Annotated in this window: 21 protein-coding genes, 3 tRNA genes, 3 rRNA genes and 1 other RNA gene; 22 read left to right on the top strand and 6 right to left on the bottom strand. The window is 37.4% G+C overall.

Going from position 1 to position 22,748, the window contains the following annotated elements; genetic code table 11:
• Nucleotides 1-108: 108 nt before the first annotated feature.
• Together V5E38_RS21120 and V5E38_RS21115 are read right to left on the bottom strand one after the other, a co-directional pair.
• Nucleotides 109-843 (bottom strand): LytR/AlgR family response regulator transcription factor, encoded by a 735-nt coding sequence (locus V5E38_RS21120; RefSeq protein ID WP_499211346.1) that lies wholly within the window; start codon nucleotides 841-843, stop codon nucleotides 109-111.
• A 3-nt stretch (nucleotides 844-846) separates the two neighbouring features.
• Nucleotides 847-2,598 carry a LytS/YhcK type 5TM receptor domain-containing protein gene (locus tag V5E38_RS21115; RefSeq protein WP_499211345.1) on the bottom strand — a complete coding sequence of 584 codons (1,752 nt, stop codon included), beginning with the start codon at nucleotides 2,596-2,598 and terminating at the stop codon, nucleotides 847-849.
• Nucleotides 2,599-2,828: 230 nt separating this feature from the next.
• Between V5E38_RS21115 and V5E38_RS21110 the strand changes: the two genes are divergently transcribed.
• Nucleotides 2,829-2,921 (top strand) — tRNA-Ser (locus tag V5E38_RS21110).
• Nucleotides 2,922-3,118: 197 nt separating this feature from the next.
• Here V5E38_RS21110 and V5E38_RS21105 read toward each other — a convergent pair.
• From V5E38_RS21105 to V5E38_RS21095, 3 genes are all read right to left on the bottom strand, one after another.
• Nucleotides 3,119-3,793 (bottom strand): deoxynucleoside kinase, encoded by a 675-nt coding sequence (locus V5E38_RS21105; protein ID WP_056471221.1) that lies wholly within the window; start codon nucleotides 3,791-3,793, stop codon nucleotides 3,119-3,121.
• The gene (locus tag V5E38_RS21100) at nucleotides 3,790-4,431 is read right to left on the bottom strand and encodes a deoxynucleoside kinase (RefSeq protein WP_097978829.1); all 642 of its coding nucleotides are present in this window, start codon (nucleotides 4,429-4,431) and stop codon (nucleotides 3,790-3,792) included. Before V5E38_RS21100 ends, V5E38_RS21105 begins: the two co-directional genes overlap by 4 nt.
• 106 nt (nucleotides 4,432-4,537) lie before the next feature.
• Entirely contained in the window at nucleotides 4,538-5,131 is a 594-nt protein-coding gene (locus V5E38_RS21095; protein WP_499211344.1) for a cysteine hydrolase family protein, read from the bottom strand.
• 82 nt (nucleotides 5,132-5,213) lie between these two features.
• Here V5E38_RS21095 and tadA point away from each other — a divergent pair, with 82 nt between their 5' ends.
• The 21 genes from tadA to rsmI all read left to right on the top strand — a co-directional run bounded on the left by tadA (nucleotide 5,214) and on the right by rsmI (nucleotide 22,244).
• Nucleotides 5,214-5,687, top strand: a complete 474-nt coding sequence (gene tadA / locus V5E38_RS21090) for a tRNA adenosine(34) deaminase TadA (protein WP_097978831.1) — start codon at nucleotides 5,214-5,216, stop codon at nucleotides 5,685-5,687.
• A gap of 84 nt (nucleotides 5,688-5,771) precedes the next feature.
• Nucleotides 5,772-6,036: signal recognition particle sRNA large type (gene ffs / locus V5E38_RS21085), an RNA gene on the top strand.
• Between the two features lie 121 nt (nucleotides 6,037-6,157).
• Nucleotides 6,158-7,843: a DNA polymerase III subunit gamma/tau gene (dnaX, locus tag V5E38_RS21080; RefSeq protein WP_499211343.1), complete on the top strand. Its 1,686-nt coding sequence runs from the start codon at nucleotides 6,158-6,160 to the stop codon at nucleotides 7,841-7,843.
• Between the two features lie 20 nt (nucleotides 7,844-7,863).
• Nucleotides 7,864-8,190 (top strand): YbaB/EbfC family nucleoid-associated protein, encoded by a 327-nt coding sequence (locus V5E38_RS21075; RefSeq protein WP_335486849.1) that lies wholly within the window; start codon nucleotides 7,864-7,866, stop codon nucleotides 8,188-8,190.
• Nucleotides 8,191-8,200: 10 nt separating this feature from the next.
• Nucleotides 8,201-8,797, top strand: coding sequence for a recombination mediator RecR (gene recR, locus V5E38_RS21070; RefSeq protein WP_088073029.1), 597 nt, complete (start codon nucleotides 8,201-8,203; stop codon nucleotides 8,795-8,797).
• A 23-nt stretch (nucleotides 8,798-8,820) separates the two neighbouring features.
• Complete coding sequence (locus V5E38_RS21065) at nucleotides 8,821-9,048, top strand: YaaL family protein (protein WP_056471200.1); 228 nt, start codon at nucleotides 8,821-8,823, stop codon at nucleotides 9,046-9,048.
• Between the two features lie 126 nt (nucleotides 9,049-9,174).
• Nucleotides 9,175-9,438, top strand: coding sequence for a pro-sigmaK processing inhibitor BofA family protein (locus V5E38_RS21060; RefSeq protein WP_175495675.1), 264 nt, complete (start codon nucleotides 9,175-9,177; stop codon nucleotides 9,436-9,438).
• A 238-nt stretch (nucleotides 9,439-9,676) separates the two neighbouring features.
• A 16S ribosomal RNA gene (locus V5E38_RS21055) occupies nucleotides 9,677-11,226 on the top strand.
• Nucleotides 11,227-11,318: 92 nt separating this feature from the next.
• A tRNA-Ile gene (locus V5E38_RS21050) sits at nucleotides 11,319-11,395 on the top strand.
• A 21-nt stretch (nucleotides 11,396-11,416) separates the two neighbouring features.
• Nucleotides 11,417-11,492: transfer RNA gene (locus V5E38_RS21045), tRNA-Ala, on the top strand.
• 77 nt (nucleotides 11,493-11,569) lie between these two features.
• Nucleotides 11,570-14,507 (top strand): 23S ribosomal RNA (locus tag V5E38_RS21040).
• A 55-nt stretch (nucleotides 14,508-14,562) separates the two neighbouring features.
• Nucleotides 14,563-14,678: ribosomal RNA gene (rrf, locus tag V5E38_RS21035) — 5S ribosomal RNA — on the top strand.
• The 16S, 23S and 5S rRNA genes sit together here with 2 tRNA genes alongside, the layout of an rRNA operon.
• A gap of 515 nt (nucleotides 14,679-15,193) precedes the next feature.
• Complete coding sequence (locus V5E38_RS21030; protein ID WP_286133695.1) at nucleotides 15,194-15,382, top strand: sigma factor G inhibitor Gin; 189 nt, start codon at nucleotides 15,194-15,196, stop codon at nucleotides 15,380-15,382.
• A 339-nt stretch (nucleotides 15,383-15,721) separates the two neighbouring features.
• A complete protein-coding gene (locus V5E38_RS21025; RefSeq protein ID WP_499211342.1) occupies nucleotides 15,722-17,140 on the top strand; it encodes an aminotransferase class I/II-fold pyridoxal phosphate-dependent enzyme in 1,419 nt (472 codons plus the stop codon).
• A 12-nt stretch (nucleotides 17,141-17,152) separates the two neighbouring features.
• Nucleotides 17,153-17,785, top strand: a complete 633-nt coding sequence (gene tmk, locus V5E38_RS21020) for a dTMP kinase (RefSeq protein WP_499211341.1) — start codon at nucleotides 17,153-17,155, stop codon at nucleotides 17,783-17,785.
• Nucleotides 17,786-17,996: 211 nt separating this feature from the next.
• Nucleotides 17,997-18,992, top strand: a complete 996-nt coding sequence (gene holB / locus V5E38_RS21015) for a DNA polymerase III subunit delta' (RefSeq protein ID WP_499211340.1) — start codon at nucleotides 17,997-17,999, stop codon at nucleotides 18,990-18,992.
• Between the two features lie 3 nt (nucleotides 18,993-18,995).
• Nucleotides 18,996-19,823 carry a PSP1 domain-containing protein gene (locus tag V5E38_RS21010; RefSeq protein ID WP_499211339.1) on the top strand — a complete coding sequence of 276 codons (828 nt, stop codon included), beginning with the start codon at nucleotides 18,996-18,998 and terminating at the stop codon, nucleotides 19,821-19,823.
• 12 nt (nucleotides 19,824-19,835) lie between these two features.
• The gene (yabA, locus tag V5E38_RS21005) at nucleotides 19,836-20,195 is read left to right on the top strand and encodes a DNA replication initiation control protein YabA (protein WP_069033942.1); all 360 of its coding nucleotides are present in this window, start codon (nucleotides 19,836-19,838) and stop codon (nucleotides 20,193-20,195) included.
• A gap of 184 nt (nucleotides 20,196-20,379) precedes the next feature.
• The gene (locus V5E38_RS21000; RefSeq protein ID WP_499213616.1) at nucleotides 20,380-21,120 is read left to right on the top strand and encodes a tRNA1(Val) (adenine(37)-N6)-methyltransferase; all 741 of its coding nucleotides are present in this window, start codon (nucleotides 20,380-20,382) and stop codon (nucleotides 21,118-21,120) included.
• Entirely contained in the window at nucleotides 21,107-21,373 is a 267-nt protein-coding gene (locus tag V5E38_RS20995; RefSeq protein WP_098862334.1) for a GIY-YIG nuclease family protein, read from the top strand. Before V5E38_RS21000 ends, V5E38_RS20995 begins: the two co-directional genes overlap by 14 nt.
• Entirely contained in the window at nucleotides 21,369-22,244 is an 876-nt protein-coding gene (rsmI, locus tag V5E38_RS20990; protein WP_499213615.1) for a 16S rRNA (cytidine(1402)-2'-O)-methyltransferase, read from the top strand. The genes V5E38_RS20995 and rsmI overlap by 5 nt, the downstream gene beginning before the upstream one ends.
• Before the next feature lie 102 nt (nucleotides 22,245-22,346).
• Here rsmI and abrB read toward each other — a convergent pair whose 3' ends face one another.
• Nucleotides 22,347-22,631: a transition state genes transcriptional regulator AbrB gene (gene abrB / locus V5E38_RS20985; protein ID WP_069033946.1), complete on the bottom strand. Its 285-nt coding sequence runs from the start codon at nucleotides 22,629-22,631 to the stop codon at nucleotides 22,347-22,349.
• Nucleotides 22,632-22,748: the final 117 nt, after the last annotated feature.

Raw genomic sequence — 22,748 nt, 5'->3', positions numbered from 1 at the left:
TTTTATTTACATTCATTTTACTTTATGAAAATTAAAATTTTGAATTTTCAATGTAAGATGCAATAAAAACAGGTTGAGAAGCATGAATGGATTATTGAAATACAAGCTTTATAAATTAAAAAGTTGTTTTAGCTCTTTTGTGTATGTCCGGCTAACGGGTACTTTTTCACCATCATTCATAATTAAATTGTAGGTGGAATTAAACCAAGGCTGAATTTCAATGATTTTATCCAAATTAACAATATAGCTCCGATGGACACGGGTAAATGATGTATTTTGTAGCTTTCGTTCTAAATTGATTAAAGGTTCATTTATTTGATAAGTCATCTTATCAGTAACGACACTTGTTTTACCTTCTTGTGTAAAAATATAAATGATCTCTTCGAATGTTATTAAAAGAATTCTTTCATCAACCGATATAGCCAATTTATCTTGTTTTAGAAGAGGGGGATACTTTTTTACCTCAGTTTTAATAGAGTTTATACTTAGCTTAGCTAATTTTTCAATAGTTTTTTGAATTCTTATTTCATCAAATGGTTTTAAAATATAATCAATCGCGTGTAAATCGAATGCATTCAAAGCGTACCCGTCAAAAGCTGTTGCAAAGACGATTGCTGGTTGATGGGTGAGATCCTGTAGTTTTTGAGCTAATTCCAATCCACTTTCATCAGCTAACTGGATATCTAAAAATACAACATCGACTTCTTCTGTTTGAATGAATTTCAATGTACTTCTAATTGAGTCCGCTTCTCCAACTATTTCGACTTCCTTGCTTCTTTTTAGTAAATAAGCTAGTTCGTCTCTTGCTAATGGTTCATCATCTACAATTAGTGCCTTTAACATTATTTATCCCTCCATTACTTCTTGCGTTAATGGGATTCTTATCGATACTTTCGTTCCAGTGTTTAGATCGGATTTTATTTGAAAATATTCTCTTTCCCCGTAAATTTCTTCAATTCGTTTTTTTATATTCCATAACGCTGTTCCTGTTCCCTCTTTAGACTGAATAGTTTCGTTCCCAATTGTATTTAGTAGCTCTGGCGAAATCCCCTTGCCGTTATCTTCAGTAATAAGAATCATATCATTATTGAATTCATATGCTTGCACAGTTACCATTAATTTCTTTTCTTTTGAAAACGCATGTCGAATCGAATTCTCTATAAGTGGTTGAAGTGTAAAAGGGGGGATTTGAACCGTTTTTAAATGAGGTTCTATTTGGAACTCAACATGGAATTTAGAAGGAAACCTAGTTTGTTCAATCGTTAAATATGCTTCTACATGTTCTAATTCCTTTTCTAAGGTGACTAAGGTCTGCCTTGCCCCTTGTAAGTTATTTCGAAAAAAAGTACTTAAATGGATTAGTAATTTTCTAGCTTGATCTGCATCTGTTCTAATTAAACTTGAAATTGTATTTAAAGAATTGAACAGGAAGTGGGGATGCATTTGTGCTTGTAATGCTTTTATTTCAGCATCTTTCACTAATTTTCGCTGTAGTTCAGCCTCTGCTAATTCCAGTTGGGTTGAAAAAAGTTTAGATAATCCGTCTGCTAGTTCTTTCTCAACTTTGTCTAACTTGTTGGAATCCGTATAATATAGCTTTAAAGATCCAACTGTTTTATTTAAAGCCTTTAACGGTAATACAATAGCCGCACTTAAAGGACAATCCATAAGGAAACATTGGATTTCATCTTTTGAAGTAGCAATAATAATTTTTCCTTCTTTTAATGCCTTCTTGGTTAGTTTTGTTGCTAAGCTATTCATTGGTTCATGGTGATCTGAACCTGCACCCACGTGAGCAAGTACGCTGTTGTGATCAGTAATCGAAATTGCATCCGCTTTGGTTAATTTAAAAATAATTCTTGCCGCTTCATTACAAGAATGAGGGGTTAGACCTTGTCTAAAAAATGGTAAAGTTTGTTCTGCGATATACAGGGCTTTGTTTGTTTGAAGTGCTCGCGTTTTTTCTTCTTCTTGTAAGATATTTTGGATGATTAATATAAATATAAGCGTACCAAAACCATTGATTAGAATCATTGGTAGAGAAATTACTTCAACAAGATGAAGAGCGGCCCAAAATGGTTTTGCAATTAAAAGAATAATCCCCATTTGAACACATTCCATAATAATTCCAATTGATACTACACTCCAAAGGGATTTATTTTTCTGTAAACCGAATCTTTTTCTAAGTAGTCCTGTAACAATTCCCGCAACGATTGTAGAAATGGCACATGCATATGCAGTAAATCCGCCTAATGTTAGACGGTGTAAGCCTGCTATTAATCCGACTCCTAAGCCAACAATCGGCCCGCCAATTAGACCTCCAATGGCTACTCCCATAATTCTTGTGTTTGCAATTGCATTATTACTTGCTACATTAAAGTGCCAAGACTGAGACATAATTGACTCATGATAAATATGAACACCAGTATAATTACTAATTACACCAAAGGCGCCAAATATAATAATTAGGATCATTTTTGCACCAAAGGAGTGTTCATTTTGAATGATTTGTCTAAATGACTTCATCCTTGAAAGTAAAAAGGCGAGTATAATGAGAATACCTACTCGTTCCAGCATCAGCGGTATTAATTCAAACATTTCTTTCTCCTTAAAAATTACTAATTTTTTTAAATGGTAGTACCATTATAAATACAAATGAATTTTCTGTATATTTTTTCTGCTTATGAAAAAGGTGTATATTTTAATAGTTAGATGACGATAATACTTGTTGTAAAAAGGTTGTTTTTATTTCCAGAAAAAAATTATATTTTTTTAGAAGAATGCTTGACCTTATTTTTTTCGTATGGTATTATAAATCTTGTCAATACGGAGTAATACCCAAGTCTGGCTGAAGGGATCGGTCTTGAAAACCGACAGGGGTGTAACAGCCCGCGGGGGTTCGAATCCCTCTTACTCCTCCATTTTTTCAAATTAAAAGAGTGCATATATATTTAAGACTCGTTACATTATTGTAACGAGTTTTTTGTTTTTTTTCTTATATCGTTAAATGACAGAGAAAAAGGCTGCAAACTTTACATGATACAGTTTGCAGCCTTTTTATATATATTTACTAATTAAGTGAATGTCTTGCTTTAAAAACACATTCCACATTTCATTATTATCTAGATTTCATATATTTTTGTGAATGATTTAGTACGTTTCCAATCTTCTTAACGATTTCTTCTACAGAAGATTCATTTTTAATTAAATCATACTCGCTAATACTTAAACGAAGTACGGGACATGCATTAAAGTTATTAATCCAGTTTTCGTAACGTGTATTCATTTCTTTCCAATATTCAATAGGAGTTTGTTGCTCCATTGGACGTCCACGCTCTTTAATTCGCTCAACGACTTCATCGAATGTTCCTTCTAAGTAAATTAATAAATCAGGAGCAGGGAAATACGGTGACATAACCATAGCATCAAAAAGGCTAGTATATGTTTCGTAGTCTACTTCACTCATTGTTCCTTTTTCGTAATGCATTTTCGCGAAGATGCCAGTATCCTCATAAATTGAACGGTCTTGGATAAATCCACCACCGTATTCAAACATTCTTTTTTGTTCTTTGAATCGCTCTGCTAAGAAGTATATTTGTAAATGGAAGCTCCAACGAGCAAAATCTTGATAAAATTTATCTAGGTATGGGTTTGTATCTACTTTTTCAAATGATGTACGAAAGTTTAACGCATCTGCAAGTGCATTGGTCATAGTAGATTTTCCTACACCTACTGTCCCAGCAATTGTAATAACTGCATCATTTCGTATTCCGTATTTTTCACGTAAATTCATATACTTCTTAGCTCCTTTTGTAAGGTGTTTTCTAACGATTCAAGTATCATCGTTAAATCTCTCGGGTTATTAACGAAGTCAATTTGATCACCGTCAAATTTTAGTACTGGAATTTCAGGGTATTTAGCTTGAAATTCTTTCATGTGTGTCTCGTAATCTTCAATTAACTGAAGTAGGTACTGGTCCTCGATCAATTGTTCGAATTCTCTACCACGAAGCTGAATGCGCTTTTGTAGCGTCTCAAGGCTAGCGGTTAAGTAAATAACCACATTTGGCCTTGGCATATCCTCAGTTAATATTTGATATATTTTTAAATATTTATCATGCTGCTTGTCTTTTAATGTTCTGCTAGCAAAAATTAAATTCTTAAGGATGTGGTAGTCTGCAACCACTGGAATCGATTTATTAAGAAACATTCTGTCTATATCTTCTAATTGTTTAAATCGATTACAAAGGAAAAACATTTCTGTTTGGAAACTCCACTCTTCAATGTCCGTATAAAACTTACCCAAAAAAGGATTTTCATCTACAATTTCTTTTAATAGTTCATAATGAAAGTGTTCAGAGATCGCTTTGGATAGAGATGTTTTTCCGACACCAATAGGTCCTTCTACTGTTATAAAAGGTACACGTATCATCTCTTGTCCTCCTTACTAGTCAAATTCCGTATCATACTCAAAAAACATACAGAAACTATTTTAACATACTGTAGTCAGACGGAATACCATTTTAAAATTTTTCCAATTACTGATAATTGATGCTCACTAAATGATTAATTATTTCTTCGATTTCCTGAGTTTGAATCACCGTTGCATTTAATATGTCTTTCATCATATAAATTGCAACCTTCTCATCATAATCAGTAACCGAGGAAATTGCATCTTGAGGTATAATTAAGTTATAATCCCGCATAAATGCATCATTTGCTGTAAAAAGTACACAACGATTTCCTGCAACACCTACAATAACCAAATGGGTAATGTTTAATTTTTTAAGTAATTGATCTAAGTTTGTTAAGTAAAAACCTGAGTAGTTAGGCTTAAAGATAAAATAATCTTCCTCGTTTGGTTGTATCTGTTTTATTAAGTCGTAGCTTAGAGGGTTTAAACAATGCTTAATAAGTTTTTCTTGAGTCGGTTTTTCGATTTTATAATAATCGTTAACATATATAGTAGGAAGTTTTTTGTTTTTAAAAATGTCTCTTATGTAATTTATTTTCGGAACCATATGGATTGATTTTTCCGCAAGAACACTTCCATGCTTAAATGTAAATGAGTTGATTAAATCGATAATTAATAATGCAGGCAACTGCTTGTCTTTTTGATTTGAAGAATTCAATCGGCTTCACTCCAATCTATGTTTAGTTTATCTTCTCGTAAAAAGAATATTTGTTTGTTAAAGAAATAAAGAGGTGTAAAGTTTGAATAAAGATGAGTTTTATATGAAGTTGGCAATAGAGGAAGCACTAAAAGCACAGCAAATAGGGGAAGTACCTATTGGAGCTGTATTAGTTTACAACGACCAAGTCATTGCACGAGGTTATAATTTACGTGAAACAAAACAAACTGCCTTAGGTCACGCAGAAATGAGTACAATAGAAGATGCGTGTAAAGTCATTGATTCTTGGCGATTAGAGGAAACAACACTATATGTAACGTTGGAACCTTGTCCGATGTGTGCGGGTGCCATCATTCAATCAAGAATTCCAAAAGTCGTTTACGGTGCAAAAGACCCGAAAGCAGGTTGTGGAGGATCAATATATAATCTTTTGCAAGAAGATCGATTTAACCATCGCTGTGAAGTTAGTTCGGGTATATTAGAAGAAGAATGTGGTAAATTATTAACGAATTTCTTTAGAGAGTTGCGATCCAGAAAGAAAAATTTACCTTCATAAGGACAAGGATTGATTTTTTATTTCGGTTCGTATATACTTTAACTACCGCTTCAATCAGCGGTTTAAAATTAGGTTATAACTTTGCCGTGCTAGGTGGGGAGGTAGCGGTGCCCTGTACTCGCAATCCGCTCTAGCGAGACTGAATTCCACTCCGAGGTGTATCTATTTCAGGGTCTGCCTTAAATAAGTGGTGTTGACGTCTGGGTCCTACGCAACGAGAACTCATGAACCTTGTCAGGTCCGGAAGGAAGCAGCAATAAGTGAGCCATCTCGTGTGCCGTAGGGGTGCCTGGGCCGAGCTAACTGTTTAAGTAACGCCTGGGGTAGTGCATCGACGAGTGGTGCACGGCAGTAACTTTATAAAAACTCACTCAATTTTGAGTGAGTTTTTTTGTTTTCTTTAAAATATTTTCCATGAAATCATTACATAGGGTATAATAATGATGACTTTGTAAGAAGGAGGAAACCAATTGACTTATCAAGCATTATATCGTTTGTGGAGACCGCAGCAATTTAAAGATGTCGTGGGTCAAGATCACATTATACGAACGTTACAAAACTCCCTTCTTCAGCAAAAAGTATCACATGCCTATTTGTTTACAGGTCCGCGTGGAACAGGTAAAACGAGTACAGCAAAAATCTTTGCAAAAGCTTTAAATTGTGAACATGCACCTACTAATGAACCTTGTAATGAGTGTGCCATTTGTAAAGGAATTACTGATGGATCAATTTCAGATGTAATTGAGATTGATGCTGCATCAAACAATGGTGTAGATGAAATACGTGATATTCGAGAAAAAGTTAAATATGCTCCTTCTGTAGGCAAATTTAAAGTGTACATAATAGATGAGGTCCATATGTTATCAATAGGGGCTTTTAATGCATTATTAAAAACATTAGAAGAGCCTCCAAGTCACGTTATCTTTATATTAGCTACTACTGAACCACATAAAATACCATTGACGATTCTATCAAGATGTCAACGTTTTGACTTTCATAAGATAAGTGCCCAAACGATTTCAGATCGATTGACAGTTGTTCTGAATCATCAGCAAACAGCAATTGAACCAGAAGCTTTGATGATGTTATCTCGTGCAGCTGAAGGTGGAATGAGGGATGCACTAAGCATTCTGGATCAAGCTATCTCATATAGCGATGAATCTATTTCATTAGATGATGTTTTAGCGGTAACAGGCACAGTGGCTCAAGAACGTTTAATATCTGTTGTTTCAGCAATAATAGATGGTAATGTGTCAGTTTGTTTGACTAATATTGAAGAACTATTAAATCAAGGTAAAGATCCAGTTCGTTTTATAGAAGATTTAACAGTTTATTATCGAGATCTTCTATTATATAGGCACTCACCAAGTACGATTGAATTACTTGAGAGAGCAACAATTAGTGATCGATTTAAAGAGCTTTGCGATGCATACAATGATGAGTTAGTTTATCAGATTATCGCTTCATTAAGTAAAAGTCAGCAAGAAATGAAATGGACTAATCATCCAAGAGTATTACTTGAGGTAGCAATTGTACAACTTTGTCAAAAAGCTTCCGTGAGCGATATAGGTAAAAAACAGGACGAGCTGACACCGTTAATTAATAAAATTAACGCTCTTGAAAAAGAAGTGAAATTTTTAAAGGAAAATGGTATTACAGTAAGTGGAACGAATGATTCCTCTACTAGTCCAAAACCGAAATCGACTACATCTCGTTCGAAAATACCAAGTAGTTTAATCCAAGGTGTATTAAGAGCTGCTTCTAAACCAGAAAAGAATAAAGTTTTAGCAGTTTGGACATCACTTCAAGATCAATTAAGGCAACTAAATAAGGTTTCTACTGCTACATTAGTATCATATGGTGAAGTTGTGGCAGCTTCTTCTGAACAATGTATTGTTGCTTTTAAATCAGAGACAATATGTGATTTAATCAATAATAATGGTGAACAAGAGCACTTAACAACGATTAATCAAACATTATCGAATTTATTAGGTGCAGAAATGAGTATGTTAGCAATTCCCGAAGAAGATTGGAGATCGACTAGGGATTCATTTTTAAATACAACGAAACAAAAAGAGACTTCAACAGAAGTTTCACCAATTGTACAAGAGGCAATCAATCTTGTTGGTGAAGATTTAGTCATTATTAAAGAATAACTATATTGGAGGAAATGAAAATGATGCGTGGCGGAATGGGCAATATGAATAATATGATGAAACAAATGCAAAAAATGCAAAAGCAAATGGAACAAGCACAAAATGAATTAAACGAGCGTACATTTGTTGGTACAGCTGGCGGTGGAATGGTAACTGTTAAAGCTAATGGTTTAAAACAAATTGTTGAAGTTACAATTAAGGAGGATGTAGTAGATCCAGAAGATATTGAAATGCTACAAGATCTAGTTTTAACTGCAACTAATGATGCTATTAAACAAATTGAAGAAGAAACAGCTAAAACAATGGGGCAGTTTACTAAAGGAATGAATATTCCAGGATTATTTTAAGGGTAAGACAATGCATTACCCTGAGCCGATATCCAAATTAATAGATAGTTTTATGAAATTGCCAGGGGTTGGTCCCAAGACGGCCGTCCGACTGGCGTTTTTCATGTTAGATATGAAGCAAGACGACGTGTTAGACTTTGCAAAATCAATGATAGATGCAAAAAGAAAACTACTTTACTGTTCAGAATGTGGCCATATAACTGACCAAGACCCTTGTTATATTTGTAGTGATCAACATAGAGACAGATCTACGATATGCGTAGTGCAAGATACGAAAGATGTTATTGCTATGGAAAAAATGAGAGAATATCAAGGTTTATATCATGTACTTCATGGTGCAATTTCTCCTATGGAGGGAGTTGGACCTGAAGACATTAAAATTATGGAATTATTGAGCAGACTAAAAGATGATGTAGTTCAAGAAATTATTTTAGCTACCAACCCGAATATCGAGGGTGAAGCAACTGCTATGTATATTTCTAGGCTATTAAAATCTACGGGTATAAAAATTACTCGAATCGCACATGGTCTACCAGTAGGCGGAGACTTAGAATATGCAGATGAGGTTACACTCTCGAAAGCACTGGAAGGTAGAAGAGAACTTTAGAAACTGATTAATGGAGAGAGACCATGGGTTTTTTTCGAAAAAAAGGAAAGATTCGTAAAGAATTTGATGAAAAGCTAGTTGATAGACTACATGACTACAAAGATATTTACTTAAGTCAGGTCGAATTAATGGAAAGAAGTGTAGATCCACCAGATGATCTATTAATCCATGTTAAGCTTTATCAGGCTAAATATTTCTTCTTATTAAAAGAAGCAAAGGCTAGAAATGTTTTAATAACAAAAATGAAATAGATAAAAGAGTTTATTGTTTAGGCAATAGGCTCTTTTTTATTATTGTTTTTTTGTCATTGATTAGTTCCTTTTCTCATACAATCTTAGTAAAAGGTGTACAAGTTATATGAGGGGAGTTTTTTTGTGGTGAATAGTATTATTATGATTTCAGTTGTATTGTTTGTAATCTTATTTCTATTATTAGTAGGTCTGCCAGTTAAAGCTTTGAAACTAATTAGCAAATACGTACTAAGAGGCATTGTATGTGTCATGATTGTATTTATATTAAACTATGCTTTAGCTTCAAATAATTTTCATATTCCAATTAATACTGTTACTTGTGCATTCTTAAGTGTATTAGGTGTTCCAGGTATTGTAGCGTTAAGTGTAATTGGTATTTATATCGTTTAAAAAAATATATAAAAAAAGTTTTAAAAAAACTGTTGACCATTTATTGAGGGGATGTTATATTTATATACGTCGCTGATGGCGATAACAAAAAAAAGAAAAAAACAACTGTTGACAGATTTTGTCGAAGGTGATAAACTGATTAAGTTGTTGAAAAAAAGATGATCTTTGAAAACTAAACAAAACATGAAGTAAACGTCAATTATTAGTTTTTTGAGCAATACAAGATTTAAACTTAACTTTTATGGAGAGTTTGATCCTGGCTCAGGACGAACGCTGGCGGCGTGCCTAATACATGCAAGTCGAGCGGACTAATGGGAGCTTGCTCCCGTTAGTTAGCGGCGGACGGGTGAGTAACACGTGGGCAACCTACCTGTAAGACTGGGATAACTTCGGGAAACCGGAGCTAATACCGGATGACATAAAGGAACTCCTGTTCCTTTATTGAAAGATGGCTTCGGCTATCACTTACAGATGGGCCCGCGGCGCATTAGCTAGTTGGTGAGGTAACGGCTCACCAAGGCGACGATGCGTAGCCGACCTGAGAGGGTGATCGGCCACACTGGGACTGAGACACGGCCCAGACTCCTACGGGAGGCAGCAGTAGGGAATCTTCCGCAATGGACGAAAGTCTGACGGAGCAACGCCGCGTGAGCGATGAAGGCCTTCGGGTCGTAAAGCTCTGTTGTTAGGGAAGAATAAGTGCTAGTTGAATAAGCTGGCACCTTGACGGTACCTAACCAGAAAGCCACGGCTAACTACGTGCCAGCAGCCGCGGTAATACGTAGGTGGCAAGCGTTGTCCGGAATTATTGGGCGTAAAGCGCGCGCAGGCGGTTTCTTAAGTCTGATGTGAAAGCCCCCGGCTCAACCGGGGAGGGTCATTGGAAACTGGGAAACTTGAGTGCAGAAGAGGAAAGTGGAATTCCAAGTGTAGCGGTGAAATGCGTAGAGATTTGGAGGAACACCAGTGGCGAAGGCGACTTTCTGGTCTGTAACTGACGCTGAGGCGCGAAAGCGTGGGGAGCAAACAGGATTAGATACCCTGGTAGTCCACGCTGTAAACGATGAGTGCTAAGTGTTAGAGGGTTTCCGCCCTTTAGTGCTGAAGTTAACGCATTAAGCACTCCGCCTGGGGAGTACGGTCGCAAGACTGAAACTCAAAGGAATTGACGGGGGCCCGCACAAGTGGTGGAGCATGTGGTTTAATTCGAAGCAACGCGAAGAACCTTACCAGGTCTTGACATCCTCTGACAACCCTAGAGATAGGGCTTTCCCTTCGGGGACAGAGTGACAGGTGGTGCATGGTTGTCGTCAGCTCGTGTCGTGAGATGTTGGGTTAAGTCCCGCAACGAGCGCAACCCTTGATCTTAGTTGCCAGCATTTAGTTGGGCACTCTAAGGTGACTGCCGGTGACAAACCGGAGGAAGGTGGGGATGACGTCAAATCATCATGCCCCTTATGACCTGGGCTACACACGTGCTACAATGGATAGTACAAAGGGTTGCAAGACCGCGAGGTGGAGCTAATCCCATAAAACTATTCTCAGTTCGGATTGTAGGCTGCAACTCGCCTACATGAAGCCGGAATCACTAGTAATCGCGGATCAGCATGCCGCGGTGAATACGTTCCCGGGCCTTGTACACACCGCCCGTCACACCACGAGAGTTTGTAACACCCGAAGTCGGTGGGGTAACCTTTTAGGGGCCAGCCGCCTAAGGTGGGACAGATGATTGGGGTGAAGTCGTAACAAGGTAGCCGTATCGGAAGGTGCGGCTGGATCACCTCCTTTCTATGGAGACATCATGAACCGATGGTTCATGTATGAAATGTTTCTTCATCGTTTTGTTTAGTTTTGAAGGATTATCCTTCATTTTTAGATATGGGCCTATAGCTCAGCTGGTTAGAGCGCACGCCTGATAAGCGTGAGGTCGATGGTTCGAGTCCATTTAGGCCCACCATATCTTTCTTTTTTTATGTTTGGGGCCTTAGCTCAGCTGGGAGAGCGCCTGCCTTGCACGCAGGAGGTCAGCGGTTCGATCCCGCTAGGCTCCACCATTTTTATTTTGTACCTTGAAAACTAGATAATGTCATTCATTAAACTGCGTAAGTTTAATTCAATTAGTTTTAAAATTAGTTAAGTTAGAAAGGGCGCACGGTGGATGCCTTGGCACTAGGAGTCGATGAAGGACGGGACTAACACCGATATGCTTCGGGGAGCTGTAAGTAAGCTTTGATCCGGAGATTTCCGAATGGGGAAACCCACTACTCGTAATGGAGTAGTATCTTTACCTGAATACATAGGGTACTGAGGACAGACCCAGGGAACTGAAACATCTAAGTACCTGGAGGAATAGAAAGCAATAGCGATTTCCTGAGTAGCGGCGAGCGAAACGGAAGATAGCCCAAACCAAGAGGCTTGCCTCTTGGGGTTGTAGGACACTCTATACGGAGTTACAAAGGAACGGGGTAAATGAAGCGACCTGGAAAGGTCCGTCAAAGAAGGTAAAAACCCTGTAGTTGAAACCTCGTTCCCTCTTGAGTGGATCCTGAGTACGGCGGAACACGTGAAATTCCGTCGGAATCTGGGAGGACCATCTCCCAAGGCTAAATACTACCTAGTGACCGATAGTGAACCAGTACCGTGAGGGAAAGGTGAAAAGCACCCCGGAAGGGGAGTGAAAGAGAACCTGAAACCGTGTGCTTACAAATAGTCAGAGCTCGTTAACGAGTGATGGCGTGCCTTTTGTAGAATGAACCGGCGAGTTACGATCCCGTGCAAGGTTAAGTTGAAGAGACGGAGCCGCAGCGAAAGCGAGTCTGAATAGGGCGATATAGTACGTGGTCGTAGACCCGAAACCGAGTGATCTACCCATGTCCAGGATGAAGTTCAGGTAACACTGAATGGAGGTCCGAACCCACGCACGTTGAAAAGTGCGGGGATGAGGTGTGGGTAGCGGAGAAATTCCAATCGAACTCGGAGATAGCTGGTTCTCCCCGAAATAGCTTTAGGGCTAGCCTTATGTGTTAGAGTCTTGGAGGTAGAGCACTGATTGGACTAGGGGCCCCCAACGGGTTACCGAATTCAGTCAAACTCCGAATGCCAATGACTTATCCATAGGAGTCAGACTACGAGTGATAAGATCCGTGGTCAAGAGGGAAACAGCCCAGACCGCCAGCTAAGGTCCCAAAGTATACGTTAAGTGGAAAAGGATGTGGAGTTGCTTAGACAACCAGGATGTTGGCTTAGAAGCAGCCACCATTTAAAGAGTGCGTAATAGCTCACTGGTCGAGTGACTCTGCGCCGAAAATGTAACGGGGCTAAACGTATCACCGAAGCTGCGGATTGATACCGTATGGTATCAGTGGTAGGGGAGCGTTCTAAGGGCGTTGAAGCTAGATCGTAAGGACTGGTGGAGCGCTTAGAAGTGAGAATGCCGGTATGAGTAGCGAAAGACGGGTGAGAATCCCGTCCACCGTATGCCTAAGGTTTCCTGGGGAAGGCTCGTCCTCCCAGGGTTAGTCAGGACCTAAGCCGAGGCCGACAGGCGTAGGCGATGGACAACAGGTTGATATTCCTGTACCACCTCATTTCCGTTTGAGCAATGGAGGGACGCAGAAAGATAGGGTAAGCGCGCTGCTGGATATGCGCGTCCAAGCAATTAGGCTGATGTGTAGGCAAATCCGCACATCATAAGGCTGAGTTGTGATGGCGAGGGAAATATAGTACCGAAGTTCCTGATTCTACGCTGCCAAGAAAAGCTTCTAGCGAGGAAATAGGTGCCTGTACCGCAAACCGACACAGGTAGGCGAGGAGAGAATCCTAAGGTGAGCGAGAGAACTATGGTTAAGGAACTCGGCAAAATGACCCCGTAACTTCGGGAGAAGGGGTGCTCTTTTGGGTGTATGCCCGGGAGAGCCGCAGTGAAAAGGCCCAAGCGACTGTTTAGCAAAAACACAGGTCTCTGCGAAGCCGCAAGGCGAAGTATAGGGGCTGACGCCTGCCCGGTGCTGGAAGGTTAAGAGGAGGGGTTATCCCTTACGGGAGAAGCTCTGAATTGAAGCCCCAGTAAACGGCGGCCGTAACTATAACGGTCCTAAGGTAGCGAAATTCCTTGTCGGGTAAGTTCCGACCCGCACGAAAGGCGTAACGATTTGGGCACTGTCTCAACCATAGACTCGGTGAAATTATAGTACCTGTGAAGATGCAGGTTACCCGCGACAGGACGGAAAGACCCCGTGGAGCTTTACTGCAGCTTGATATTGAATTTTGGTACAGCTTGTACAGGATAGGTAGGAGCCTGAGAAGCCGGAGCGCTAGCTTCGGTGGAGGCGTCGGTGGGATACTACCCTGGCTGTATTGAAATTCTAACCTAGAGCCGTGATCCGGCTCGGAGACAGTGTCAGGTGGGCAGTTTGACTGGGGCGGTCGCCTCCTAAAGAGTAACGGAGGCGCCCAAAGGTTCCCTCAGAATGGTTGGAAATCATTCGAAGAGTGTAAAGGCATAAGGGAGCTTGACTGCGAGACCTACAAGTCGAGCAGGGACGAAAGTCGGGCTTAGTGATCCGGTGGTTCCGCATGGAAGGGCCATCGCTCAACGGATAAAAGCTACCCCGGGGATAACAGGCTTATCTCCCCCAAGAGTCCACATCGACGGGGAGGTTTGGCACCTCGATGTCGGCTCATCGCATCCTGGGGCTGTAGTCGGTCCCAAGGGTTGGGCTGTTCGCCCATTAAAGCGGTACGCGAGCTGGGTTCAGAACGTCGTGAGACAGTTCGGTCCCTATCCGTCGTGGGCGCAGGAAATTTGAGAGGAGCTGTCCTTAGTACGAGAGGACCGGGATGGACACACCGCTGGTGTACCAGTTGTTCTGCCAAGAGCATGGCTGGGTAGCTATGTGTGGAAGGGATAAGTGCTGAAAGCATCTAAGCATGAAGCCCCCCTCAAGATGAGATTTCCCATAGCGTTAAGCTAGTAAGACCCCTGAGAGACGATCAGGTTGATAGGTCAGAGGTGGAAGCGTGGTGACACGTGGAGCTGACTGATACTAATCGGTCGAGGACTTAACTAACAAGTTTGATAATGACATTATCTAGTTTTGAGGGTACGAAGTACAACTCTATAAATCAGGTGATTATTGCGAAGAGGTCACACCCGTTCCCATACCGAACACGGCAGTTAAGCTCTTCAGCGTCGATGGTAGTTGGGGGTTTCCCCCTGTGAGAGTAGAACGTCGCCTGGTAACAAAAAAACATCAGCTATTAGGCTGATGTTTTTTTGTATTTACGAAAATAAATATAAAAATAGTTAATAAATCAAAGTAAAATTATGTAAAACTTGACCAAGATATTTAATCAAAGCTAATTTCACAGATACTTCACTTAAAGGTCCTTGGCTTAATTAGCAGTTCTTTCGTGGCACGGAGTTTACCTTATATGGTAATGAGCACCGCACAGGAAGGCAGGCGAAGTAACGAAGAAAACAAGCATTTGGTGACGAGACTAAGACTACAAACGAATTGTAGTCCTTTTATAGTAGTTAAAAGGAACAAAAATAGGATCAAAACAGGAAAGTAGTATCATGTTAGAAAAAAATATTTAAAATATAGAGCACAAAATTAGAACTATTTTCATATATTACAAAAAAATAGGCCCTAAATTGTATAAAAAATTTTTAATTTGCAAAACTATATAATAAATAAAATTGTTTAATCAATCGTAAATTGCACTCAGAAAAACACTTAGAGGAGGAATAAAGGTGAATGGTTTATCAAAATGTATAGTTTGTGAAGAGAAAAAGGAACATGGCATTCATATTATTGAAGCATTCGTTTGTGAAGAGTGTGAAAAGAAAATCGTAAAAACTGAAACAGACGCACCTCTATACAATTCCTTTGTAGAGAAGTTAAGATGTATTAGTACAGTGAAAGAAGAAATTGCGAATTAGAGATTAGCACGAGCGTAATAGACTAATAGTAGTAGTCTAATAAGTTTTTGTAAGTTAAAATAAGATATAAAGTGAAGGACCGATTCTATAAACAGGTACCTCTGCCATAATTTATTACTGTTTGGTCACCCCTTATGTGACTAGGCCTTTAAGTAATGGAGAGAACTTGTAAGTATAATCGGTTTTTATATTGTCTATAAAATATTGGTTTTCGAATTAGGTAGTTGTATTAAAGTGTCGAAAAGTAAGTTTGGAATGTTTAAATTAAAACCCAATAAAAAATATACTAATATAACAATACATATAAATAAATTGCATAAATTAAAGGAAGCGTTATTGATGAATAAAATACCATTACTAAATGCACTGAAACAGTTTGTAAATAAAGAAACAATATCTCTACATGTTCCAGGTCATAAAAATGGAAAGCACTCTTTTATAAATGAATTAGGATTACCAAATATATTAAATTATGATGTGACGGAATTAAATGGCTTAGATGATTTACATTACCCTTCAGAAGTAATCAGTGAGGCTCAAAAAATGTTAGCGAAAGCATACAATGCAGAAGAAAGTTTCTTTTTAGTAAATGGATCAACTGTGGGTAACCTAGCTGCAATTTTAGCGTTATGTGGCGAAAATGACGAAGTATTAGTACAACGCAATTGTCATAAGTCAATTTTTCATGGTCTTTTACTTGCTGGAGCGAAGCCTATATTCTTGCCATTAGATATTGATGAAGAGTTAGGACAGCCACTTGGGGTAAACAGTGAGCAATCGATGAATGTAATAAAAAATTATCCAAAAGCAAAAGCAATCATTTTAACCAATCCTAATTACTATGGAATGTCTCAAAATTTAAAAAATATAATCGAGTTGGCTCATAGTATGGAAATCCCAACGATTGTGGATGAGGCACATGGAACACATTTTATAATTGGGGATCCTTTTCCAAATGATGCACTCTCTATGGGTGCCGATATTGTCATACAATCAGCGCATAAAACTTTGCCTGCAATGACAATGGGTTCCTATTTACATATAAAATCAAAACTTGCTTGCAAAGATAAAGTAAGAGAAATGCTGAGAATGCTACAAAGTAGCAGTCCTTCTTATCCAATCATGGCTTCCTTAGATTACGCAAGGAGTTTTGTCGAAACATTTTCTCATGATAAGGTGAAAATACTTCAAAAGAAAATTGCCGAATTTATTAAAGAAGTTAATGATTTATCTAGTATCCAAATTGTTACATCAAGTCGTATAGACTATACACAAGATTTACTAAAAGTAATCGTAAAAAGTAAAAAAGGACAGACCGGTAAGCAACTACAGGAAATATTTGAAAATGAGGGAATCTATTCTGAACTATCAGATTGGGGACATGTTCTGTTCATCCTTCCGCTAGATGAAAGAATGAATTTTAATGACCTTATTAATCGAATAAAAAAAGCAACTGAATCGATGGGTTATATTAAAAATAAACAACCTAAGCTTAATATACCTAATTTTACGAGTACAGTTTTACATAGTTACGCTGACTTAAAGAAAAAAAGGAAGTTGGTAAAAGATTTGGCAGATTCGGTAGGAGAAATCTCTGCAGAAAATATTGTTCCTTATCCACCAGGAATCCCAATTTTACTAAAAGGTGAACTAGTTACTACTAAGCATGTTGATTATATTCATGATGTATATCAATATGGAATGACGATTCAAAATTTGATTGAAGATAAAAATTTACAAATTGAAGTATTGGTTTAGGAGGAAACACACTTGAAATCTTTATTTATTACATTTGAAGGACCAGAGGGTGCAGGGAAAACAACAATTATAAATATGATATCGGAAGAACTTCGTAAAAGAAGTGTAAATTTTATATCCACTCGTGAACCAGGTGGTATACGGATCGCTGAAAATATAAGAAATATTATATTAGACACAGAGAATATTGAAATGGACAAGCGTACGGAGGCACTACTTTATGCTGCAGCAAGGAGACAGCATTTAGCAGAGAAGGTAATCCCTGCATTGGCAGAAGGAAAAATCGTGTTGTGTGATCGATTTGTAGATAGCTCGCTTGCATATCAAGGTGTCGGTAGAGGAATCGGAATAGATGAAATTTATAATATCAATCAATTTGCAATCGATGGTTTAATGCCGGATTTAACAATTTACTTTGAATTAGACCCTAAAGTTGGGCTAAATAGAGTTCACCAAGCAGATGAGAGAGAAATCAATCGACTGGATTTAGAAGAACTAGATTTTCATTTAAAAGTTCAAAGTGGATATGCTGAAATCATGAAGAGAGAGCCTTGGCGCTTTAAACGAATTGATGCATCAAATCAGGTCGATCAAGTATTTATTGATACCTTGAATGTCATTTTAGAAAAAATAGAAGAAATTTAATTATTTACAAAAATTGATTACATGAACAATAACGTGACGGAACTGGTATAATAAAATAAGAAGAATACTTTCGGAACTTAACTGGGAATTACTTGCATCAATAGTGAATTTAGACCAAAAGTTAGGCTTAAGTAATTGGTAAAACGATTTTAAAAAACGTTACAATTTAAAAATATCATTGATTAATTTATAGATATAAGTAGGTGTAAACATGAAAACATCTTGGGAGAAACTAAGCGAGCGTCAGCCAGTTGCCACAAAAATGTTAAAAAATGCAGTAATTAAGAACAGGGTAGCTCATGCTTACTTATTTGAAGGCCCAAGAGGAACTGGTAAACGCGAACTTGCATTATACTACACAAAAGTATTACTATGTGAGAATGTAAGTGGCGCTACACCTTGTGGAACTTGTCGTAATTGTAAGCGTGTCGATTCTGGTAATCACCCAAATGTTTATGTAATTGAGCCCGAAGAAGCCTCAATAAAGAAACATCAAATTCAACAATTACAAGAAGAATTCTCTAAAACAGCTGTTGAATCAAATCGGAAAATTTATATAATAGACCATGCTGATCGAATGACGACAAATGCGGCTAATTCTTTATTGAAATTTTTGGAAGAGCCGGTCTCAATTACAACTGCATTCTTATTAACTGAACAAGTACAACAAATTTTGCCAACGATACAATCTCGCTGTCAATCTATCCATTTCAATCCATTACCAACAAAATATTTTGAAGAACATTTAGTTAATATAGAGCTTCAATCAAACTTAGTACCGTTATTAGCAAGATTAACAAATAGTGAGGCAATCGCACTTCAAATTGCTGAAGAAGAATGGTTTGCACAAGCTAGAGATTTAGTGATAGAATTATATGAAGCATTATTAACGACAAAAAAAGATAGTCTTCTAGTCATACAACAAAATGTTTCTCGTCATTTTGATACGAAGGAACAGTTACAAATGATGCTTGATATGCTTGTATTAGCCTTTAAAGATATGCTATATATATATGCTGAGCAAGATCAAAATGTTGTTTTTAAAAATGAAGAACCATTAATGAGACAAGCATTAAATCGTATTTCATTAGAGAAAATAACCACTTGTTTAGAAATCATCCTTTTTGCTAAAAAGCGATTAACATCTAACGCAAATATGTTAATGGTTTTAGAGCAAATGATTATAGAGCTACAGGAGGGATTGTAGATTGTGTACGAAGTAGTCGGAGTACGTTTTAAAAAAGCTGGTAAAATCTATTATTTCGACCCAAATGGATTAGCAATCCCTAAAGATACTTTTGTCATCGTTGAGACGGTGAGAGGGATTGAATTTGGAAAAGTAGTTGTGCCAAATAAAAAGGTCGGAGAAAATGACGTAGTCCTTCCGTTAAAAAAAGTTATGCGATTAGCTGATGAGCATGATCGTTTGATTGTTGAAGAGAATAAACAATCAGCTAAAGAAGCTTATGAAGTTTGTTCTAGTAAAGTTATGCAACATGAACTAGATATGAAATTAGTTGATGTCGAATATACATTTGACCGAAATAAAGTCATCTTTTATTTTACAGCAGATGGTAGAATAGACTTTAGGGAATTAGTAAAGGATTTAGCTGCAGTATTCCGTACTCGCATTGAATTAAGACAAATAGGAGTACGTGATGAAGCTAAAATGCTCGGTGGGATTGGGCCTTGCGGTAGAATGTTGTGTTGTTCAACATTCTTAGGTGATTTTGAACCAGTATCCATTAAAATGGCTAAAGATCAAAACCTTTCTCTTAACCCGGCGAAGATTTCAGGACTTTGTGGCCGATTAATGTGCTGCTTAAAATATGAAAATGACGAGTATGAGGCTGCAAAAGAACAACTTCCAGACTTAGAGGATATCATCAAGACAGCAGAAGGCCCTGGAAGAGTAGTAGGATTGAACATCTTAGAACGAGTTATTCAGGTAGAATTGATTAAAAAAGAACGCGTTGTGGAGTATACCCTAGATGATTTAATTCACGAGGGAGTCGTGTCAATACAAACCACAGATTAAGAGGTGGTAAGATTGGACAAGAAGAATATATTCTTATCTCTTTCCAATATGGAAGAACAAATTCAAGATTTATCAACACAGCTTAGTGATTTAAAACAATATATTGCTGAGCTACTAGAAGAAAATCACTATACGAAAATTGAGAATGATCACTTACGAGAAAGATTAGGTCTAAATAAACGTATAGAAGAAAAAGAACAAATAAAAGACTCAAAGAAGAAAAAGGTACAAAAGGATAAGGATCTTGGGGAAGGCTATGATAATTTAGCAAGATTGTACCAAGAAGGTTTCCATATTTGTAATCTACATTATGGAAGCGTACGTCATGGTGAGGACTGTCTGTTTTGTTTATCCTTCTTTGATAAAAAGTAATGGTAGGCTATTCCGGAAGAAGCGAGCGATTACCTTTTTAGAAAACAGTTATGAAATAAGCTGTTTAAAAAGGGAAAGTGCGCTGTTTCCAAATGGAATAGCTTCTTTTTATGCATTGCTAGTTAATTGTTATCCAATTAGGCAATGCTAAAAGTTAATATTGGTATGAATTTGAAAGGAACTAATTATGCTTAAAGGTGACGAACGCTTAGACTACTTATTAACCGATGATATGAGGATTATTCAAAGTCCATCTGTTTTTTCATTTTCATTAGATGCAGTTCTTTTATCGAATTTTACATATGTCCCGATCCAAAAAGGTACAATTGTTGATTTATGCTCTGGAAATGGAGTTATTCCATTGATGTTACACCGAAGATCTAAAGCAAATATAATAGGTGTTGAAATACAAGAGCGACTGTATGATATGGCTAAAAGAAGCATTGAATATAACAAGTTAGATGAAAAAATATCAATGATTCATGACGATTTAAAAAATGCACCAGATAAAATAGGTAGAGAATTTGTAGATGTTGTTACATGTAATCCACCATATTTTCAAGATATTCCGACTTCTGAACAGAATATGAATGAGCATTATGCAATAGCGAGACATGAGATTAAAACGAATTTAGAAGAAGTAATCAATGCAAGTAAACAACTTTTGAAGCATGGTGGAAAATTAGGGATGGTTCATCGTCCAGGACGTATGTTGGATATTGTTACAACAATGCGTAAACATGGTATTGAGCCGAAAAGAATTCAGTTTGTCTATCCGAAAATGGGAAAGGAAGCTAATACACTTCTAATTGAAGGTATTAAAGGTGGTAAGGCTGACCTTAAAATTTTGCCTCCGATTTACGTATATGAGGAAAATAACGAGTATACGGATGAGTTAAAGGAAATTCTATATGGAAGATCATAAACACTATTTATACGTGCTAGAATGTTCAGATACAACTTTCTATGCAGGGTATACAACAAATATTGAGCGTAGAGTAAAACAGCACAATGATGGAAAGGGTGCAAAGTATACAAGGGGTAGGACACCTGTAAATTGTATATTTTTTGAGGAGTACCCAACTAAAAGAGAAGCGATGCAAGCGGAATACGCTTTTAAGCAATTATCAAGAGAAAACAAAGAACGATATATGAGAGGAGGTACGAGTAATGATTAAAAGTCAAAAGAGCTTCTTAAATGAAGAATTAGGCTGTCTTTATTTAATACCAACCCCTATTGGTAACTTAGAAGATATGACGTTTAGAGCGGTACGAATTCTAAAAGAAGTGGATTATATTGCAGCGGAGGATACTCGTAACACGAAAAAGCTTTGTAATCACTTCGAAATACCAACGCCATTAGTGAGTTATCATGAACATAATAAAGAAAAAGCAGGGTTAAAGCTTGTAGAAGACTTGAAACGAGGATTAAAAGTTGGATTAGTAAGTGATGCAGGAATGCCATGTATAAATGATCCAGGTTATGAGCTTGTAAAACTTTGTTTAGCAGAAGGTATTTCAGTCATTCCTTTACCTGGTGCAAATGCTGCTTTAACATCTTTAATATCATCTGGACTACCTACTGATTCGTTTTTATACATAGGATTCTTGTCACGTCAAAAGAAAGATAAGAAGAAGCAATTGGAACCATTAAAGGGGCAACGTAGTACAGTCATTTTATACGAGTCTCCACACCGTTTAAAAGAAACGTTACACGTTATTCTTGAAGTATTAGGTGACAGAAAAATTGTACTTTGTAGAGAATTAACAAAGAAGTTCGAAGAGTTTTTACGTGGGACAGTTAGTGATGCAATAGACTGGGCAACGAATGAAGAAGTACGTGGAGAGTTTGTAGTTGTTTTAGAAGGGGCATCTGAAGAAGATGTGAAAAACAATGAGGAGTGTTGGTGGCAGGAACTAACCATTAACCAACATGTTGATTGGTACATAATTGAAAAAAATGAAAAAAGTAAAGATGCAATAAAACTTGTAGCGAAGGATCGTTCATTAAATAAAAGGGACGTCTACGCAGAATATCACGAAATTTAATAAGGTTTAAAAATGAAGTTAGGCTGTCTTATTTATTTGTAATTCTCTACTCATTTTTACTAGCCTTTAGAGAATGCAATTAAAATAGGCAGCCTCTTCAATTTAATTATTATCAGCTATAAATTGTTCAATCTCGAATTTTAGAAGTTCTGCGCCTTTTTTACTTAAAACAATTTTGCCATCAGCAACCTCAAGATTATTTTGAGAAATTTCTCCCGTCATCATACAAGTCATATTTGGTTCATACTTTTTTAGGATAATTCGATCATCCTGAACAAATATTTCAAGTGTGTCTCTTTCAGTGATATTTAGTGTTCTTCTAAGTTCAATTGGAATGACTACACGGCCAAGCTCGTCTACCTTACGGACAATTCCTGTAGATTTCATAATTAATCCTCCTATATAAAGTTTTTATGAAAATAAATGTACTATGTAGTCCAAAAGACAGAGCTACATAATGCTTCTATGCCAAAATGGGTTAATTAAAGAGAAAATGTATGTATA

The organism is Rossellomorea sp. GAMAL-10_SWC, from assembly GCF_049568075.1.
In the GTDB taxonomy this organism is placed as follows: Bacteria; Bacillota; Bacilli; order Bacillales; family Bacillaceae_G; genus Gottfriedia.
Note: the sequence above shows the minus strand (reverse complement) of the source record. Positions and strands in the feature narration are given on the sequence as shown.